Annotated in this window: 15 protein-coding genes and 7 pseudogenes; 7 read left to right on the top strand and 15 right to left on the bottom strand. The window is 66.2% G+C overall.

Going from position 1 to position 17,793, the window contains the following annotated elements; genetic code table 11:
• Nucleotides 1-137 (top strand): CstA-like transporter-associated (seleno)protein (locus QOI01_RS32490; RefSeq protein ID WP_526387740.1); only part of this gene is annotated, 137 nt, incomplete at its 5' end.
• Nucleotides 138-196: 59 nt separating this feature from the next.
• Nucleotides 197-1,567 (top strand): HNH endonuclease signature motif containing protein, encoded by a 1,371-nt coding sequence (locus QOI01_RS32485; protein WP_526387736.1) that lies wholly within the window; start codon nucleotides 197-199, stop codon nucleotides 1,565-1,567.
• A 5-nt stretch (nucleotides 1,568-1,572) separates the two neighbouring features.
• Here QOI01_RS32485 and QOI01_RS32480 read toward each other — a convergent pair.
• Nucleotides 1,573-2,300 (bottom strand): annotated as a pseudogene (locus tag QOI01_RS32480) (cytochrome P450); the annotation flags it as partial.
• Here QOI01_RS32480 and QOI01_RS32475 point away from each other — a divergent pair.
• Nucleotides 2,294-3,290 (top strand): annotated as a pseudogene (locus QOI01_RS32475) (amidohydrolase family protein); the annotation flags it as partial. The pseudogenes QOI01_RS32480 and QOI01_RS32475 overlap by 7 nt on opposite strands.
• Before the next feature lie 12 nt (nucleotides 3,291-3,302).
• Here QOI01_RS32475 and QOI01_RS32470 read toward each other — a convergent pair.
• From QOI01_RS32470 to QOI01_RS32460, 3 genes and pseudogenes are all read right to left on the bottom strand, one after another.
• On the bottom strand, nucleotides 3,303-3,698 hold the full coding sequence (locus tag QOI01_RS32470; RefSeq protein WP_526387734.1) for a helix-turn-helix domain-containing protein: 396 nt from the start codon (nucleotides 3,696-3,698) through the stop codon (nucleotides 3,303-3,305).
• Nucleotides 3,699-3,873: 175 nt separating this feature from the next.
• Nucleotides 3,874-5,016 (bottom strand): annotated as a pseudogene (locus QOI01_RS32465) (N-acetylmuramoyl-L-alanine amidase); the annotation flags it as partial.
• Between the two features lie 195 nt (nucleotides 5,017-5,211).
• Entirely contained in the window at nucleotides 5,212-5,565 is a 354-nt protein-coding gene (locus QOI01_RS32460; RefSeq protein ID WP_526387732.1) for a nuclear transport factor 2 family protein, read from the bottom strand.
• 181 nt (nucleotides 5,566-5,746) lie between these two features.
• On the opposite strand from QOI01_RS32460, the gene QOI01_RS32455 reads away from it, so the two are divergent.
• Entirely contained in the window at nucleotides 5,747-6,340 is a 594-nt protein-coding gene (locus QOI01_RS32455) for a hypothetical protein (RefSeq protein WP_526387730.1), read from the top strand.
• A 9-nt stretch (nucleotides 6,341-6,349) separates the two neighbouring features.
• Here QOI01_RS32455 and QOI01_RS32450 read toward each other — a convergent pair whose 3' ends face one another.
• Complete coding sequence (locus QOI01_RS32450; RefSeq protein WP_526387728.1) at nucleotides 6,350-7,573, bottom strand: ROK family protein; 1,224 nt, start codon at nucleotides 7,571-7,573, stop codon at nucleotides 6,350-6,352.
• A 52-nt stretch (nucleotides 7,574-7,625) separates the two neighbouring features.
• Here QOI01_RS32450 and QOI01_RS32445 point away from each other — a divergent pair, with 52 nt between their 5' ends.
• Nucleotides 7,626-8,801 carry an MFS transporter gene (locus QOI01_RS32445; RefSeq protein WP_526387726.1) on the top strand — a complete coding sequence of 392 codons (1,176 nt, stop codon included), beginning with the start codon at nucleotides 7,626-7,628 and terminating at the stop codon, nucleotides 8,799-8,801.
• A gap of 44 nt (nucleotides 8,802-8,845) precedes the next feature.
• On the opposite strand, the gene QOI01_RS32440 is transcribed toward QOI01_RS32445, so the two are convergent.
• A complete protein-coding gene (locus QOI01_RS32440) occupies nucleotides 8,846-9,310 on the bottom strand; it encodes a cupin domain-containing protein (protein ID WP_526387724.1) in 465 nt (154 codons plus the stop codon).
• Between the two features lie 239 nt (nucleotides 9,311-9,549).
• Between QOI01_RS32440 and QOI01_RS32435 the strand changes: the two genes are divergently transcribed.
• Nucleotides 9,550-9,960 (top strand): serine hydrolase, encoded by a 411-nt coding sequence (locus QOI01_RS32435; protein ID WP_526387722.1) that lies wholly within the window; start codon nucleotides 9,550-9,552, stop codon nucleotides 9,958-9,960.
• A gap of 176 nt (nucleotides 9,961-10,136) precedes the next feature.
• On the opposite strand, the gene QOI01_RS32430 is transcribed toward QOI01_RS32435, so the two are convergent.
• The 7 genes and pseudogenes from QOI01_RS32430 to QOI01_RS32400 all read right to left on the bottom strand — a co-directional run bounded on the left by QOI01_RS32430 (nucleotide 10,137) and on the right by QOI01_RS32400 (nucleotide 14,925).
• Entirely contained in the window at nucleotides 10,137-11,297 is a 1,161-nt protein-coding gene (locus QOI01_RS32430) for a zinc-binding dehydrogenase (RefSeq protein WP_526387738.1), read from the bottom strand.
• A gap of 145 nt (nucleotides 11,298-11,442) precedes the next feature.
• A pseudogene (locus QOI01_RS32425) lies at nucleotides 11,443-12,240 on the bottom strand (acyl-CoA dehydrogenase family protein); the annotation flags it as partial.
• A pseudogene (locus QOI01_RS32420) lies at nucleotides 12,146-13,048 on the bottom strand (acyl-CoA dehydrogenase family protein); the annotation flags it as partial. The pseudogenes QOI01_RS32420 and QOI01_RS32425, both read right to left, overlap by 95 nt.
• 105 nt (nucleotides 13,049-13,153) lie before the next feature.
• A pseudogene (locus QOI01_RS32415) lies at nucleotides 13,154-13,426 on the bottom strand (amidohydrolase family protein); the annotation flags it as partial.
• A gap of 44 nt (nucleotides 13,427-13,470) precedes the next feature.
• Complete coding sequence (locus QOI01_RS32410) at nucleotides 13,471-13,770, bottom strand: hypothetical protein (protein WP_526387720.1); 300 nt, start codon at nucleotides 13,768-13,770, stop codon at nucleotides 13,471-13,473.
• A 111-nt stretch (nucleotides 13,771-13,881) separates the two neighbouring features.
• On the bottom strand, nucleotides 13,882-14,130 hold the full coding sequence (locus QOI01_RS32405; protein WP_526387718.1) for a hypothetical protein: 249 nt from the start codon (nucleotides 14,128-14,130) through the stop codon (nucleotides 13,882-13,884).
• A gap of 33 nt (nucleotides 14,131-14,163) precedes the next feature.
• On the bottom strand, nucleotides 14,164-14,925 hold the full coding sequence (locus QOI01_RS32400) for an enoyl-CoA hydratase/isomerase family protein (protein WP_526387716.1): 762 nt from the start codon (nucleotides 14,923-14,925) through the stop codon (nucleotides 14,164-14,166).
• 288 nt (nucleotides 14,926-15,213) lie between these two features.
• Between QOI01_RS32400 and QOI01_RS32395 the strand changes: the two genes are divergently transcribed.
• The gene (locus tag QOI01_RS32395; RefSeq protein WP_526387714.1) at nucleotides 15,214-15,999 is read left to right on the top strand and encodes a TetR/AcrR family transcriptional regulator; all 786 of its coding nucleotides are present in this window, start codon (nucleotides 15,214-15,216) and stop codon (nucleotides 15,997-15,999) included.
• A gap of 19 nt (nucleotides 16,000-16,018) precedes the next feature.
• Here QOI01_RS32395 and QOI01_RS32390 read toward each other — a convergent pair whose 3' ends face one another.
• On the bottom strand, nucleotides 16,019-17,194 hold the full coding sequence (locus QOI01_RS32390) for a thiolase family protein (RefSeq protein WP_526387712.1): 1,176 nt from the start codon (nucleotides 17,192-17,194) through the stop codon (nucleotides 16,019-16,021).
• Between the two features lie 78 nt (nucleotides 17,195-17,272).
• Nucleotides 17,273-17,793, bottom strand: a pseudogene (locus QOI01_RS32385) (enoyl-CoA hydratase/isomerase family protein); the annotation flags it as partial.

Raw genomic sequence — 17,793 nt, 5'->3', positions numbered from 1 at the left:
TGGGCGACAACCACTACCAGCGCTACCTGGTTCACCGGGAGCGCACCCATCCCGGCGAACCGGTCTGCTCCGAGCGTGAGTACTGGCGAATGCGGCACGACGCGACGGAGCGCAATCCACAGAGCCGGTGCTGCTGAGCGTTCAATGTCAGACCCCTCTGTCATACTCGAACAAACATTCGAAGACGGGAGGTGGCATGGCGATCGATCTCGAAGAAGTGGCGGCGCGCCAGGCATGCCTGCAGTCGGCCGTGGCAGACCTCGCCGAACTGCCTTGGAACGAACTACCGACCGAGATCGTCGACTCGGTTCTGGTCACTCTCGAGTCCGCGCAACGCAAACAGCAGCTCGTCGGGTACGACGCGATCAACCGACTCCGCGCGCCGCTACCGGCCCGCACCCGCCGGCTGCGCGATCACGTGGCGAATCTGTTGCACCTCTCGGGCACCGAGGCGGGCACGCGTGTCGCAACGGCTGCCGATCTGGCCACCGAACGGCCGGCGCTACCCGAAACCGCTGCCGCAGCGCGTCATGGACTCGTCGGCAACGAACACGTCCGGATCATCCGCGACACGGTAGGCAAGCTACCCGACAACGCCACCGACGCCGATCGCGCACGCTTCGACCTGGAGTTGACCGGGGTGGCGGTCGCCGAACGGCCCGAGGTGTTGCGACGCGACGCCGCGCTGCTGCTGGCCGAGTACGACGCCACCCGGGACGACCCCTTCACCCGCGAGCGCAGCCGCGCCGCCCGCCGTGAGTTCGTGCTGGGCCCTCAGGACGCCGATGGCATGCGCCGCGGGAGATTCTGCCTCGATCCGGAGGCGGGCGCGTACCTGGAGATCATCCTCGCCAAACTGGCCCGGCCGGGCATGTGCGACGCCACGAACCCGATACCGACTGTCGACGGCGACCCCGATCCGTGCGCCGCCGCTGGCGACACGCGATTGACCGTTCAGCGCAATCACGACGCCGTCAAGGCGGCCATGCGCGCCTTGCTGGCCTCTGGCGATCTCGGTCAGCATCGCGGGCTGCCCGTCACGGCCGTCGTCACCATGACGTTGGCGGACCTGGAATCGGCCTCCGGTGTCGCCGTTACCGGTGGTGGGTCGACCGTGCCGATGGAGGTGGCCATCAGGATGGCCGCCCACGCTCATCACTACCTGTACATCTACGACGAGAAGTGCGGCAGGCCACTGTTTCTCGGACGATCCAAACGCTTGGCATCACCCGACCAGCGCATCGTTCTGTACACCATCGACGGTGGGTGCACGGTGCCCGGCTGCGATCAACCCCCGTACAACTCCGAGGTGCACCACCTCATCGACTGGTCACCCGACGGCACCACTGACATCGACAGGCTCACGCTGGCGTGCCAGGACGGCAATCTATCGGCTGGCCCATCCGATGCGGAGTGGCAGGCTCGTCGACGGTACGACGAGGAGTCTCTGGGTCGAACACTCTGGTACCCACCAAAATCCGTCGACCCGAGTCGGCAGCCCAGGACCAATGGCTTCCACCGAAGGATCAAGCGAGCACGACCACGGCCGGAGCCGGACGCCGCATAGCCGGGTCAGCTCAATTCGTAGCGGATCGTCAGGTGCTTGAGCCCGCCCACGAAGATGGTGGCCGTGTTCTCGGGATCGCCTGCCAATTCGATCGACTTCAGCCTCGGCACCAGTGCCGAGAAGAAGCTGTTCACCTCCATGCGAGCCAGGGCGGCGCCGAGGCAGAAGTGCACGCCGTACCCGAAGTCGACGTGCTTGTTGGGGTCGCGCCGATGTCGAAGCGGAACGGGTCGGTGAACACCTCCTCGTCCCGGTTGCCCACGGGTAGGAGAGCAGCACCGACTCCCCCCGCGGCGATCGGCACGCGACGAACAGTAATGTCCTCGGTGGCAGTTCGCATGAACTCCTTCACCGGTGTGACCCAGCGGATCATCTCCTCGGCGGACAGCCCCATCAGGTCCGGATCATCCCGAAGACGTTGCAGCTGATCGGGATTCTCGATGAGCGCCTGAAGGCCGCCCGAAATGGTGGCGCTAGTGGTGTCGTGTCCGGCAGTGGCGACGATGACGTAGTACGACACCGTGACGACATCCGACAGCGGCTCACCGTCGATGCGCGCATTCGCGATGGCGGATGCCAGATCCTCGGTCGGCCGTTCACGGCGTGATGCCGTCAGCGCGGTGAAGAACCCGAACATGTCGAGCAGCACCGCCAACTGGTCCTCCTTGGAACCGCCGCCGCCAAATTCCGCGTCGTCGTTGCCGAAGAGTTCCTGCGTGTATTGCGAACACCGAAGGACTGACGCTGCACGAGATGCAGGACAAGGCCATCGCGGCACCCGCGGCCACCCGCAACCCGGAGGACCGCATCGCCGAGCTCGATCGCCAAAGCGTCGTAGAGGCACTGAACTATCCGACGCTCGGGAGCCTGGTCGAACACTCCGCAGCCGACGACCCCCAATTACAGGTGGCCATCATCCACGCGCTCAACGTGTGGCTGGCCGAACACTGGTCGTATGACTACGAGAACCGCATCTTCTCCACGCCGATCATCAATTTGTGCGAGGTCGACGCGGCCCAGCGCGAACTGTCCTACATCCTCGAACGGGGCGCCCAAGTAGCGTTGATCAAACCGGGTCCGGTCAACGCATGCTCGGATGGCGCACGCCCGCCTTGGGCGAGTTCGATCCGTTCTGGCGCGACGTCGAAGCCACGGGGCTACCGATCGTCCTGCACGCCAGCTGCCCGCCTCTGGATGATTACGTCGCCAAGTGGGAGCCACCGCACACGGCGAACTTCATGACCCAGAGGGTGTTTCGCTGGATGGCACTGGGCCATCGCGAAATCGCCGACATGATCACCGCGCTGATCTGCCACGGCACGCTGACGAGATTCCCGAAGTTGAGGATCGCCAGCGTCGAGAATGGCAGCGGCTGGATATTCCCGCTGTTCAACGACTTCGAAGATCTGTACAAGAAGATGCCGTAGAACTTCCCCGACCATCCGCACGACGTCTTCCGGCGCAACATCTGGATCAGTCCCTTTTGGGAGGGCTGCGTCTCCGACGTGGTCAACACCGTCGGCTGGGACAAGTGCTCTTCGGTTCGGACTACCCGCATCCCGAGGGACTGGCCGAGCCGAGCGGCTTCTGGAAGCACGCCGAGGGCATGGACGTGCGACGTACCTATGAGTTCATGGGCGACAACGCCCGCCGGTTCATGGGGATGCCGATCGCCAATCCCGATCCGGCCGCGGCCAACCCGCCGGAGTTCACGAGCGCCTGAGCCCCGTACCCGTCAACTTTCCCGACTCCCCTGGCGGCTCAGTTCGTCGGCTCTGAGTTCCACTTCCCGGCGGGCTCGCGGCGACAGATCCATGACGCGCGTCGCGATGTGGCGGACCTGCTCGTCATGCACGGCATCCAGCCAGGTCAGCTCCTTGTCGAGCTCGGTGTGGTACCGATCGTCGGTGAAGAAGGCGGGTTCCACGCCGAAGAACGTGGCCAGCGCGGACATCGTGGCGACGGAGGGGTTCGTACGGTTGCCCGACCGCAGTTGAGACAGGTACGGCGCCGAGATCTTGACACCCGCGCCCCTGAGCGCCGCAACGGCCTCGGATCCGGTGTAGGGCCCGCGGCCTGGCGGATACACCGTCTCGAACAAGCGGTTGAGGCGGGCGGCGAACGTAGTCATAGCGGTGACCTTCCCATGGTCCTAAGGCACGGACCCCGTGCCCCCATTGCCATCAATCACCGCCAACGTCGCTTCGGGGCCAACGGCCGACCCAAACATATTGACGCGGCAGTCAATAGACCCACTTCCCCGGCTTCGCCACCCATTATCCGTCGATGGGCGCGTTGAGCGCTGATCAGACGCGGTTGCGAGCCGGTGAAAACCGCTCCAGCTGGACCGGCGGACCACCGGGGCCCTGCGGCGGCAGTTGCGACGCCACCCCATCGATCACCCGCGTCACCGTCCCGCTCTGGCGGTCGATGTTCAGGGTGCCGTGCTGAAAGTTCTGCACGATCCACTGCGGCTCTTGGATCTCCGCGCTGGTGGGCAGACCCAGTTCACTTCGCTCGAATCCCAGTGCTGCCCAAGCATCGTAGATCGGACCGGCGAGGGGCGCGGCGCCGCAGCTGGGCGACCAGTAGATGGCCCCCCTGTCGAAGGTGACGTAACGCGTCGAACCCGAACCCGCAGATTCTGGAGACGTCGGTGCGCCAAGTGAACCCCTCGTGGCACCCATCGCTTGCCAACAGCGGTAGATCGCGCCACCCTCGAGTGATTCGATCAGATCCTGCGTGCTCGCCCTCTTGTTGAAGCTGGCGGCGATGTCGCGAATCCGCTCGACCGCGCCATAGCCGGCGCCGCCCGGGCACTCGGTGTCCCCGACGTCGCGATGCGCGAAGATGCTTGGCAACCTGGGGGTGACACCCCGCGGGAAGCGGGTGTACGGGCCGCCGGCGGAGGTCAGTGCGACGGTGCCCTTCGGATCGACGTCGTCCATGGCGAGTCGCCAACCGAGCAGGTGACCAACCGAAAGCAGCTGCGCTGAAGTGGGCGACGCGTCGACGAAGTTGCCGATCATCGCGACGGCCCATGTGTTCGCGTTGAAGCCGCCGGTATGCGAGCCCTCTACGGGTCGGTTGATGCCACCGAACCTTCCTTCGAAGATCTGTCCGTACCTGTCCACCAATGCGTTATAGGCGATGTCACCCCAGCCCAGTGTCTTGGTGTGATAACCGTAGACCCCGCGGACGATGTCCGCCGAATCCACCGGCGAGTAGTCGTTGCCCGTCGCCGTGTGATGGACAATCCCTGCCCGGATCCCCTTGTCGTATAACGGCTTGCCGCGTCGCATCGACTCATCGGCGCCCCACTGAGCGCGGCCGATGATGTCAGGCGTCTGACTGGGTACGGTGACGGCCTCCGACAGAGTCGGGTCGGCCGCCGCGGGCGGTGCTCGCAGGAATGCACTACCCAGACCGACGACGACCGGCGCAGCCACGAGATACCTCAGCACGTCGCGCCGTGTCGTGGATCCGGTTGGTCCACAGCCGCATCGATGGTGCACTGCGCCAAGCTAACCCGTGAGTGCGCAATGCGCGCCGCGACCCGCCAGACCCGACCCGTCGGCATGTCTGCTGATTTCCTGCGAGCCTAAAGCGGTGGTCCGGAACGGCTTTGCTCGACGTCGCGACGGTCAGCCGGGGACGCGGTCGAGGAATCCGAGTACGCGCTCGATCCGTCCGTCGGCATCGGTGACGACGACGTCGAAGCCGACGATGACCGGTTCGGCGCCGGCAGGGCCGAGGCCCCACTGGAAGCGAGCCTGACGGTGGTGGGCGTCGACGTCACCGACCTGAGTGAACAAGAAGTCTGGAAACTGCTGCTGTACGGCGCCGATTGCGACGTTCAGGTCATCGCGCCCGACAACCTCGACCATCGGATCCACATAGGTCACGGACCCACTCCAATGCCGGTCGATCAGTGTGCGGCGAGCCTCGACGTCGGTCTCATTCCAGCAGGCCAGGTAGTTGGTGATCAATTCGGTCATCACAAAATCCCCTTCGCAACAGTTGGTTGGACCGTGATGACGAGTGTCGCTGCGATCGAATGCTTGCGTCGATTCCCTGTCGGGTAATGACGCGGACGGCATCGCATTCACCAGCAACTGAACCATTTTCACAGCCACGTCGTGTAGAAGGAATCAAACCCACGTACCAGAAGGGCTTTCCATGTCCGTAACCGTCGAGTCCCCGGACTCCGCGTCCGAGACCACCGCGCACACCATCGTCTTCGGCACGCGCTGGCTGCACGGCGCCGCCGTCGTGCGCATCCTGTTCGGCGTCCTTTGGGCTTTCGATGCCAGCTTCAAGTGGCTGCCCGGATTCATCGGGGGCCAGACGCTTCCCGACGAACTCGGTAACGCCGCCAAGGTCGACACCCCGATCGTCCATCAGTGGCTGGAGCTCTGTCGCACGATCGGACTGGCCGACCCTGGCGCGTTCGCGACGATGATCGCGATACTCGAGACGCTCGCGGCGGCGGGATTGATCTTCGGTGCGTTCTCGAACGTCGCGTTCATCGGCACGGCGATGCTCTCGTTCGGCATCTGGTCGGGAGCCGAAGGCTTCCACCTGCCGTTCCACGGTGGCATGACCGATCTTGGCCCCTCGGCGGGCTACATCTTCGCCTCGCTGGCCTTGTTCTTCGCCGCGGCGGGGTCGACGTGGAGCGTCGACACCTGGCTACGACCGCGGCTGGGTCGTCTCAGCTGGCTGGCAGCGCCGGCCGTCGAGACACCTCGTCGGCTTGCCACGACCAGCTGACCGCGCAATTCAGCCGCTGACGTGCCGTGCCCAATCCTCCAGCGCCGCCTCGGTGGTGATGTGATCGATGCCGCGTGCGGCGGCCCCGTTCAGTGGTCCCTCGTCACCGTGCACGGCGTCCCGGATCGGTGGAGCGGAGTGTTTGCGGAAAGCCATCAGACCGTCGCGGTATGCGGTCTCGAAGGCGTCCGGCGATGCGGCCCGCAATGGGGATGCCAGGCCGCCAAGGGTGACGACGTCCGGGTCGTGCAGGTTGACCAGTCCGCCGATGCCCGAGCCGAGCGCGGTCGCGACCGCGTCGAAGGCCTTGCGCGTCGAGGCGTCAGTCGCGGCATCCATGCGGTACCGCTTCAACAGTTCATGGGCGTAGTCGACGGGGTCGGCGGGCGGGGGGTCACGGCGGTGGCGTGCCAGCGCGCGGCCGTCGACTGCGAGGTCCCAGCAGCCCCGCGCTCCGCACGGGCACACCAGCGTCCGGTCTCCGAACGGCACGTGCCCATACTCGCCTGCGGCTCCCCGGGCGCCGGTGACGGGTTCCCCGTTGACCACCAACGTGCCGCCGAGGCCAACGGCAACCAGGAGGTGCAACGCGGTGTCGGCTCCTCGCGCTGCGCCGGTCCTGGCTTCGGCTAGGCCTGCCAGGGTGGCGTCGTTGCCGAGGAGCAAGTCGACGCCTGCCCGATCCGGCAGGCCGGCGAGCAGCGCAGAGAGATCACCCTCGCCCCAACTCGTGCTGGTGAACTGCACCAGCCGTTCATCACTGAAGGTGCCTGCGACCGACACCGAGACGGCCCGCACACGGCCCGGGTTCCCGTCGAATATCGTGCCGATGGCAGCGGCCATGCTTCGCAGTACCCGGTTCGGATCCCTTCCGGCATGCGACTCCCGCGTCAGCACCTGCGGCAGGCCCGCCATGTCGGCCAGCGCGAGTCTCCAGTCCGCACTGCGTATCTCACCGGCGATCACGAGCGGTCCGCGGGAATGAGCGCGCAGCACGGTCGTTGGGCGCCCGCGGCCCTGCGCCGCCGCGGGTGTTTCGTCGAGCAACCGCGCGTTGCGCAGTCGCGCCATGAGGTCTGTCGCGCCGCCACTGCTGATGCCGAGGTGCTGCGCGGCCGTCGCCCGGGTGATGCCCGGTTCGGCACGCACCAGGCTGATGAGTTGCGCCGCACCGAACCACCGGACCTGAGACGAACTCGTCCGTTGGCCACGGGTCGGCTTCTGCTCGCTCATTTCCAGCATGATCTCACTTGAATATACTCGGCGCTCGAGTATATTCACTCAGGTGACCCTCGACACCGCCCGAGGTCCCGACCTTCGGAACAACATCGGCGGACTGTTGGCGCTTGCAGTCGCCTCCTGCCTGGCCGTCACCACCGAGATGCTTCCGGTCGGACTGCTCCCTGGAATCGGAACCACGTTCGACGTGGGTACCTCGGCGACCGGCCTCCTGGTGAGCCTCTACGCCCTCATGGTCGCGACTCTCGCGATTCCCCTCACGATCGCCACCACCCGACTACCGCGCAAACCACTCCTGTTGACCACGCTGTTGCTCTACGTGGTCAGCAACGCCGTCGTCGCGGTCGCGCCGAATTTCGCCATGGTCGCGGTGGGGCGCACCATCGGTGGCCTCACCCACGCGCTGTTCTTCTCGCTGTGCATCGGATACGTCCCGCGACTCGTCCGGCGCGCGCACGTCGGCCGCGCACTTGCCATCGCCACCGGCGGCGCCTCCGCCGGATTCGTTCTCGGCGTTCCCCTTTCGACCGCTCTGGGCACCGCGCTCGGCTGGCGGGCGTCGTTCGGCGTGCTGGCTGTTCTTGCGGCCGCGACACTACTTCTCGTGGCCAGGCTCCTGCCCGCCGTTCCCGGGGAGAATCCGCCAAAGACGACCGAAAAACGATCAGGCCGAGGACAACTCGCTAGCGTTGTCGGTTCGAACGCACTGATCTACCTCGGCCAGTTCACCCTCTACACCTTCATCAGCGTGGCGTTGCTACGTGCTGGGGCAACCTTAGCCCTCATCGGTCCGGTTCTCCTGATGTGTGGCGCGTGCGGCCTGATCGGCTTGTGGTACGCGGGAAGCACACTCGACCGGAAGCCACGACGCACCACGCTCGTCGTGCTCGTGCTGGTGATCGCCGGGGTTCTCGGCGTCGGCGCGGCGTTTCCGTCCTTGCCGCTGATCGTGATCGCCGCGGTGCTATGGAACGGTGCGTTCGGCGGGGTGCCGTCGATCTACCAGGCGTGCGCGGTGCGTGCCGACGCCACCTCACCAGAGTTGGCGGGGGCCTGGGTGAATGCCACCGCGAACTTCGGCATCGGCGGCGGCGCGGCCATCGGCGCCGGACTACTACCGGTGGCAGGAATGGCGAGTCTGCCCTTTGTGAGCGCGTTGCTCATCTGCCTGGGCTTGGCCGTCGCCATGGCGTCGCGGCGCGCGTTCCCCGCCGGGGCCTGACGGACACGAGACAACCGTCGGCGCCACGACCGACGCCGTCGGGGTCACAAGGCATAGAGCGCAGGCAGATCGACCACGATCGCCTCCTGGGTGCTGCGGGCGATCACCAGCTCGGCAGGCGTGGTGGGATCCGGGTTCTCTTCCCGGTGCGGAAGGTACGGCGGAACGAAGACGTAGTCGCCCGGCCCGGTGGCGATGCGTACTTCCCGGACACCGTCGAAGAAGATGAACTCGGGGTGCCCACTGCGGATGTAGATCGCCGTCTCCGACTCCCCATGGTGGTGGCTGGCCGACACCGTGTTGGGAGCCGCGATCGTCTCGCCCATCCACAGTTTCTCGGTGCCGACCGACTGACCGCTGAGTGCGGCGAACCGCTGCATCCCCTCGGATTGGGCAGTGCCGGAATCGAGTTCGCCGGCTTTGACGTGGCGTACACGGTTGCGCCCCGGTGTCGCCGCAGGTGGCGCCTGGTGGCTGAAATCCGGGTGGAATCCGTCGGGCGTAGTCATGGTATCGACCATATCCCTGACGTCCGTCGCGTCCCAGTGCGAGTGTTCCTGGCCACCGCACCAGAAGCGGCACGTTCGTTCAGCCCCGTTTGGTCGCGGCCGAGTCACCCCCGATCGGATCGAGCCCGCGCAGGTGATCCACGGCCAGTCGCGCGGCCATGCCGATCGCCGTGTCGATTCGCGGCTGCACCGGCGCGACACGCGCGGACTGAGTGAATATCGCTACGGCGTAGGCGCAGTTGTGCGACGCCGCAATCACCGTCAGCGACAACACGGCCGCCAACCTGCTCGTCGGTCTGCTGGGCGGTCCCGCGGCGGTGACGGCCTTCGTCCGCTCACTCGGTGACCAGGTCACCCGCGTCGACCGACTCGAGCCCGACCTCAACGTGAGCGGCCCGGGCGATCTGCGGGACACGTCGACTCCCGCTCAGATGGCGACCAATCTGCGCAACATCCTCCTCGGGTCGGCCCTGCCACCGGCGGGTCGCGACCGGCTCACTGATTGGATGCTGCACAACACCATCGGCGCACGGGCAATCCGCCCCGGAGTCCCCTCCGATTGGGCGGTGGCCGACAAGACCGGCACCGGCGCGCAAGGCGAACACAACGACGTCGCGGTGGTGTGGCCACCGGGCGCGCACCGTTGGTGATGGCGATCTACGCCGCGCCCATTGACCACGCCAACCCCTCGACCCAGGACTACCTCGCCGAAGCCGCGCACGTCGCTACGTCAGCACTCATTCACCGATAGACCGGGACGTCGGACCGTCGAAGAACCGCGTGACCATCTGACCCGTGCTCGGGAACTCGATCACCGATGCTGCCGTTACGCAAGCGCGTTCGGAAGGACGAGGAACTTCTCGCCGGTCGCCCGCTTGGCGTAGGCGTTGAACGCGTCGCTCGTGAGCATTCCGGCCAGGGAGACCTCACGGCTGTAGGCACTGGCGAACGTGGTGGTGAGTTCCGCCGCCACCCGCGCTCGGAGCCGGGCCACCGTCTCGGCACCGGCATTCTGGAGAAATGGGGTGAGCAGCCACCCGCCGATACCCCACGCCATGCCGAAGTTCCTGTTGAGGATGGTCGGGCCGGTGTCCAGCCCGCCGTAGACGTACACCTGCTTGTGCACGGTCGACCCATAGCGTGAGTACTCCGCCGCCCCAGACTTGGTGGCTTGAGCGCTGGCGGCTTGCTCCATGCCGGTGAGAATCTGACTCGCCAGCATTCCGCCTCCCGTGGCATCGAACGCAAGCGTCGCGGACGTCGCCTCGAGCGCCTTGACGAGATCGGTCGCGAACGACGGCGACGTGGAGTTGCAGATGTGGACGGCACCGAGCGACCACAGCAACTCCTCCTGGTCGGGTTTGCGGACGATGTTGACCAGAGGCACCCCGTCCCTCCGACAGATCTTGACCAGCATCTGCCCCAGGTTCGACGCCGCCGCAGTGTGTACGAGAGCCGAATGGCCCTCGCGCCGCATGGTTTCCACCATTCCGAGTGCCGTCAACGGGTTCACGAACGACGACGCTCCATCGCTGGCCGACGCCCCCTCGGGCAGGACGAGACACGCGGAGGCGGCGACGGCCCGGTACTGCGTGTACATCGCGCCGCCTGCGATTCCCACCTTCTTTCCCAGGAGTGCCTGCGCAGCCGCGGACGGCCCCGCGGCCACGACGGTGCCCGCGCCCTCATTACCGACCGGCAGCGATTTGTCGACGCGCGCGGACAGCCCGCCAAGAGCCCCGGCTCCCAAGGGCGCCGTGACGACGGGGCGCCCCGGCGTTCCCGACACCGTGGCCTTCGACAGGTCCGCGCCGGCGATCAGGAGCCCCAGGTCCGACGGGTTGATCGGCGAGGCCTCCACACGCACCAGCACCTGATCGGAAGCGGGGACGGGAACCGGGACCTCCTGCAGCGACAGCTCGAGCGTGCCCCGTGATGACACCAACGAACGCAGTTCGAGCGCGCTCTCGGGCAGATCTACGGTCATGGTTACGGTCATGGTGGTGCCTCGTTCCCCATCGTGGAAGTCTGTGGACGTGCCTTTCACCATATGAACCGGCGTCACAATCACAAATCTTCCCCCAGCGACCGCTTGCCGACATTGCCGGTCGTCCACTGAACGACGCGAAGGCTCACAACCCCTTACTGGGCGGTGAGTAATTGGGTTTGCCCAAGCCGAGCATGTACTGCGCGATCATGTTCCGGAACACCTCGAGGGTCCCGCCATAGATGCCGACCAGCGGCGCGAAGCGGTACACGTATTCGGCTGCGCCGTCGTCGACGGCCCCGTCGGTTCCGAGCGAACCCTCGGCGACGGGCCGGCGGCCATTTGGATCAGGGGTTCCGACCACCTTCGCGGCCCTGTCGCAGGCGGTGACCATGAATCCGCCCTGATGCAACATGATCGAGACGTCCTTCAGGCCGTCGGTGCTCGCATCGACCGCACCGTGCTCGGCGTTGAGTGGCTCACGCAACACCGTCCAGCCGCCGTTGACCTCACCGAGTCGGTACTTGTCGTCGACCCGGACATCGCTGTAGTAAACGATGTTGGTGCGGTCTCCGTCGACCGTTCTGATGCCCTGGATCTCGATGCCGGGCAGGTCGAGAGGCACCAGGAACATGGTGAGGCTCTGGTGCTTCGGCGCATCGGGGTCGGTGTTGGTGATCAGGAAGACGTACTGGCAGTTGTGCGCTCCGGTGGTGAACATCTTGGAGCCGTGATCACCCAGGTGTCGCCATCGCGCACGGCACGGGTCTTGCAGGTGGCGATGTCGGATCCACCGTCGGGCTCGGTGTAGCCGAGGGCACAACCGAACGTGCCCGCTGAAGACACCGGCCACCTTGGACGTGCACCGCCATCGTGGCGGCCTTCGACGCTTCCTCCGCCATGAACACGAATGCCGACGGCGCCAACTCCGGTCGCTCACCGGGCTCGTTGTCGAGATACCAGGCGGCCCGCCGCGAGAGGGCCCTGCCGCCCTGGACGACGAAGGCCATGTTCGCCAGGGGATGCGAGATCCCCTGCAGCGTCGAGATCGGCACGCCGAGGGTGTAGCGCGTCTTGGCGAACTCCGCCGCGATCGTCATCGTCTCGTCGACCAGACCAGCGAGCGCGGCCGCGGTCAGCAGGCGCCACTCATCCAGGGCCGACCGGTAACTGCTCACGGCATCGGGTCCGCTACCCAGCACCGTCCGGGTGTCGGCGGCACCGGGATCGACCCACGCCATCGGCAGCTTGCCGATGTTGTCGACCCGGCAGGTCTGGTGCCGAAGGTCAGCAGCACGACGTCGTCACCGTCGCGCAGAACGATCTGGTCGGCGATCGACCCGGATGCGGGCCCCGGTCACGCTGTCGAGCGCCGCATCGAGTCCGACGATCTGCTCAACGGTGACGATCGGACCACCGCCGTCCAACGCCCCGAGCCGGGCCAGCAGGCCGGCCGCGCACACGTGGTCGATCCACGGCACCGGCGCCAGGGAACGGCCCAGTTCCTCGGCGACCAGGGTGAGGTCGACGAGCGTGGCACCGTCACCACCGACGGACTCCGGCAGCGCCATCGTCGTTGCACCCGTGGCGCACAGGCGTTCCCAGAGACTCTTGGCGAACCCCACGGCCTCGGCGGAACGGACCACTTCGATCGAGCAGTTGCTCTTGAAGAACTTCTGGTACGCCGCCTGAAGGTCTGTCTGGTCCTCGGACAGGCTGTAATCTTCCCGGCGCAGTGCGTAGCGGTCCATGGTCACTCCTCCCGCGTGCCGAAGAAGAACTCGTCGGCGTTCTTTGTAGAGATAGTTGTCCAACACCTCGGGCGGCAGATCCAGAGCGGCCGCCTCCGGGATTACCCGACGCTCTTTGAGCATCGGCCAGTCCGACGCGAAGATGACCTTGTTCAGCCCCTTGTCCGCATGTAGTGCAGGAGGCTCTCCGGCAGACGCTTCGGACCAGGCTGACGTCATCAGTCGACGGTTCTGGTACTTGATCAGCAATCGGATCGCGACGTCCCACCAGGGATCTGCGCCATGGAACATGCACAGCTTCAATTCGGGAAAACGCACGCACACCCGGTCGAGATGGATCGGGTTCTGCACCTCGCCGGGGATCGGCGGGCCGGGCAGACCGGTGTTGATGCACAGCGGCAGCTCGATCTCGGCGCACTTCGTTACAGCGGGTAGTACACGGCGTCACTTGGCGGGTACTGGCCGTCACCCCAAAAGCTTGGTCCCACAACGGCATAGGCGACTGGCAGGTCCCGCACCACGGTCATCAGCTCCCGCAGTGACGGCATCGGCTTGAGCAGATTCATGCCGCCCATCGCCAGCGAGAACCGGTCCGGCCGTGCTTCGACGAACTTCCGTGCGGTCACCGAGGGCTTGGACAGGTTGTCCATCAGAATCGCCCGCCTCACCCCCTGCTCGTCCATCTCGTCGAGCAGTTCGGTGAGATCCACCGGGTCGAACATCGACTCGGGCCCTTGAAGTAGTCCTCCCGCACCCTCGTCATGAAGGCCGGTTGCACGTCCGTCTCGCCGAAGTGAACGTTGACCAGACAGTCAATTACTCTGTGCGTCATATCATCTCCGCCATCTGACCAACGGCGCGTGTTGGGTTGCCTGGCTCTTCGCCCAACGGTAGTCGGCCTTGCCGTTGCCGAGGCGGCGCACGATGTCGAGGTTCAGCTCACCGTTCCAGCGCTCGCCCAGCCCGGCGAAGGCCGCCTCGACGCTGGCGGGGCCGGTGGTGTCGGCGACGACGCCGAAGGCCTCCGGGCTGCCGCAGCCGCTGAGCTCGATGGCGGTAGCGCCCGCGAAGCCCAGATCCAAGGTGAGGCTCTTCGGAGATCTCGGCCTAGACCGTCAGGACCCGGTCCAGTTCGGCGCGCGCTTCTCGGCGAAGGCGGTCGCACCCTCCATCGCATCCTTGGACGAGAACACCGGAAGGATGAGTTCCTGCTGTTTCTTCCACATCTCGGCCTCGGACCACTCGGCGGACTTCACGATGACTTCCTTGGTCACCGCGACCGCAAGGGGTCCGTTCTTCGTGATGCGCTCGGCCAGCGCCAACGCGCCCGCCAGCGCCTCGCCCGGCTCGGTGAGCACGTTGACGAACCCCCACGTGGCCGCCTCTTCGGCAGTGAAGCTGTCTCCGGTGAGTGCGAGCTCGAGCGCCTTCTGGTACGGGATCCGATGCGGCAACCGGAGCAGACCGCCGCCCGCCGCCACCAGGCCGCGCTTGACCTCCGGAATGCCGAACTTCGCCGTCTTGGACGCGACCACCAGGTCGGTCGCCAGCACGATCTCGGTACCGCCCGCGAGCGCGTATCCCTCGACGGCTGCGATGACGGGCTTGCGCGGCGGCTGTTCGGTGAACCCGATGCCGCGGCCCGGAATGGCGGGGATCTCGCCGGCCATGAATGCCTTGAGATCCATCCCCGCACAGAAGTTTCCGCCGGCGCCGGTGACGATGGCGACCGACAGCTCGGCGGTCGCGTCCAGTTCGTCCATGGCGTCCGCGAGCCCCTGGCTCACCGCGGTGTTGAACGCGTTGCGTGCCTCCGGTCGGTTGATGGTGATGACGAGCGTGCGCCCTTGGCGCTCGGTAAGAATTTCGTCGGCCACGTGCCCCTCTTGCCTCTTCGATTGCTTCCAGAACCGGTTACCCGGTGAAACCTACTATAGGCATTTCGATAGCCATGGCCGGGGAGCGACCGCTCACCGCGACGGCGCGCCAAGAGCGCGCTGACCACGCAACGAACCCCCAACTGAATACCTACCGGTAAGCTTCACGGTGGCGTTGGTGAGACTCGACACGGATTGGTGCAAACGGCTCAAGCGAGCGTTGCCGGTAGATTGATGTCCGCCGAAGCCCGGCTGCACGAACGGTTGTCATCAGACGGAGGTGCCCAGGTGGCCAAGCAAGTGACCGCCGAGAAGCGTCAACGACGCGAGCGCGGGTCCATCAACCCCGACGACATCATCAAGGGCGCGTTCGAGCTGGCCGAGGAACTCGGCATCGACAACCTCAGCATGCCACTGCTGGGGAAGCACCTCGGCGTGGGCGTGACAAGCATCTACTGGTATTTCCGCAAGAAGGACGATCTGCTCAACGCGATGACCGATCGCGCACTGAAGCAGTACGTGTTCGCCACCCCGTACGTCGAGGCGAACGACTGGCGCGAGACGTTGCGCAACGACGCGCGCACGATGCGAACGACGTTCCTCGGGAATCCGATCCTGTGCGATCTGATCCTCATTCGCTCGGCCCTGAGCCCGCGGGCGGCCAAGCTCGGCGTGGTCGCGGTGGAGAAGGCGATCGAGGGCCTCGTCGAGGCGGGCCTGACGCCGGAGGACGCCTTCGACACCTACTCCGCCGTTTCGGTGCACGTTCGCGGATCGGTTGTGCTGCAGCGCCTCTACGACAAGAACCGGTCCTCCGATGACGGGCCCGGTTCATTCGAAGAGGCGATGGTCATCGATCCCGAGACGACGCCGCTGCTGGTCAAGGTGACCCACGAGGGCCGCCGGATCGGCGCGTCCGACGAGATCAACTTCGAGTACGGCCTCGATTGCATCCTCGATCACGCCGCCCGTCTGATCGAGCAGCAGTCCGCGACGGCCACGACACCCGCCGCGCAGCGCCGCAAGCCCATCAAGGCTGCGGCGCCGCGGCGGACCGGAGCCAGCGCGCGCTGACCCCGGTCCAAACGTCGGGTCAGACCTCGACGATGACGGCGCCGCCCTGACCGCCGCCCGCGCACATCGCGGCGACACCGATGCCGCCGCCTCGGCGTTGGAGCTCGTAGATCAGCGTGGTCACCATGCGCGCCCCGGAGGCGGCGATCGGACGCCCCAGGCTGCAGCCACTGCCCGAGAAGTTCACCTTCTCCTCGTCGATGCCGTGCTCGCGGACTGCCGCGATGGGCAAGGACGCGAAGGCCTCGTTGATCTCCCAGAGGGCGATGTCGGACGCCTTCATGCCCGCGCGGTCGAGCACCTTGCCGATGACCTTCACCGCGCCGAGGCCGGTGTCGCGCGGCGCCACGCCCGCGGACGCCCACGCCTTCACCGATGCCAGCACGCCGAGCCCCTTGGCCGCGGCGTAGTCGGCCTCGACCAGCGCCACCGCCGCGGCAGCGTCGTTGGTGCCGCTGCTGTTGCCTGCGGTGATGGAGAAGCCCTCGATCTCGGGATGAAGGACCTTGAGCCCGGCCAGTTTCTCCACCGTCGTGCCACGACGCGGATGCTCGTCGACGCTGAAGTCGATCACCGAACCATCCGGCAACGTGACCTTCAGTGGAATGATCTCGTCGAGAAACTTGCCTGCATCGATGGCGGCGATGGCGCGCTCGCGCGATCGCGCCGCCCAGGCGTCCATCTCCTCACGGGAGATGCCATACGACTGCGCGGTGTTCCAGCCGACGGTGATCGACATGTCCTTGGCCGGTGAGTCCGGCGTCTCCACGTGGGTAGGCGGCATCCACCGTTCCTCGAACTTCAGCTCGGGACCGGGTATGCGCCAGTTGGTCAGCGGCGTCATCGACAGCGACTGCACACCGCCCGCGATCAGTACGCGCTCCATACCGGAGCCGATCTGCGCGGCGGCGTTGCCGATCGCGGTGAGGCTGCCCGCGCAGTGCCGGTTCACAGACTGGCCGGGGACGTGCTCCAGGCCGGTGGCCGTCGCGGCGTAACGGGCGAGATCGCCGCCACCGTAATGCGATTCGGAAAAGATGATGTCGTCGATGTCGGCCGGGTCGACCCCGGACCGGCGGACGACCTCCGGAAGCACGGTGGTGATCAGGGCCTCGGGCGCAGTGTTGACCAGCGTTCCCTTGAACGACCGGCCGATCGCCGTCCTGGCGGCACCGACGATGACGGGTGTTGGCATTTTTTCAACCTCGGGTTTCGGCGTAGACGACTTTACAAAAGTAGCCGACATTGTATCGCGATCAGTAGGTGACCGCGGTCACTCCGGCTCCGGTACGTAGAAGTGCTCGTCCCGTAGCCGGAACGCCTCCCTGGTGCCGTGATGCGCCGGCGTCTTGACGAAGGTGAATTCACCCTCGGCGAACTGCAGGTTGGTGCCGTAGGCGTGGAAGAGGTAACTGGCCACTCCCTCGCCCTGGTAGGCCTGGCTCTGTTCGACCATGCGGAAGGCCTCCTTGGCGATGACGACCCGTCGGCGGGCATCTTCGCCGCCTTCTCGGCCCAGTAGCGGGCCCGCGCCGTCACCGCGCCGGGTTCGCAGGTCTCGGTGAAGACACCGAGGTGTTCGACCACCCTGGCCTCGATGATGTCGCCGGTGAGCAGCATTCGCCTGGCCAGCACCGGCCCGAGTCGGTGGAAGAACAGGTGCGGCTGCCCAGCGCGGGGCCGAGGAAGCGCGTCGCAGGCATGCCGATCCTGGTATCGCGCGCGACCACGGAGACGTCGGTCATCAGCGCCATCTCGAACCCGCCACCGAGCGCGTAGCCGCTGATCTCCCCC

This window comes from Mycobacterium sp. (assembly GCF_032162605.1).
In the GTDB taxonomy this organism is placed as follows: domain Bacteria; phylum Actinomycetota; class Actinomycetes; order Mycobacteriales; family Mycobacteriaceae; genus Mycobacterium.
This window is presented reverse-complemented; position numbering and strand designations above follow the sequence as displayed.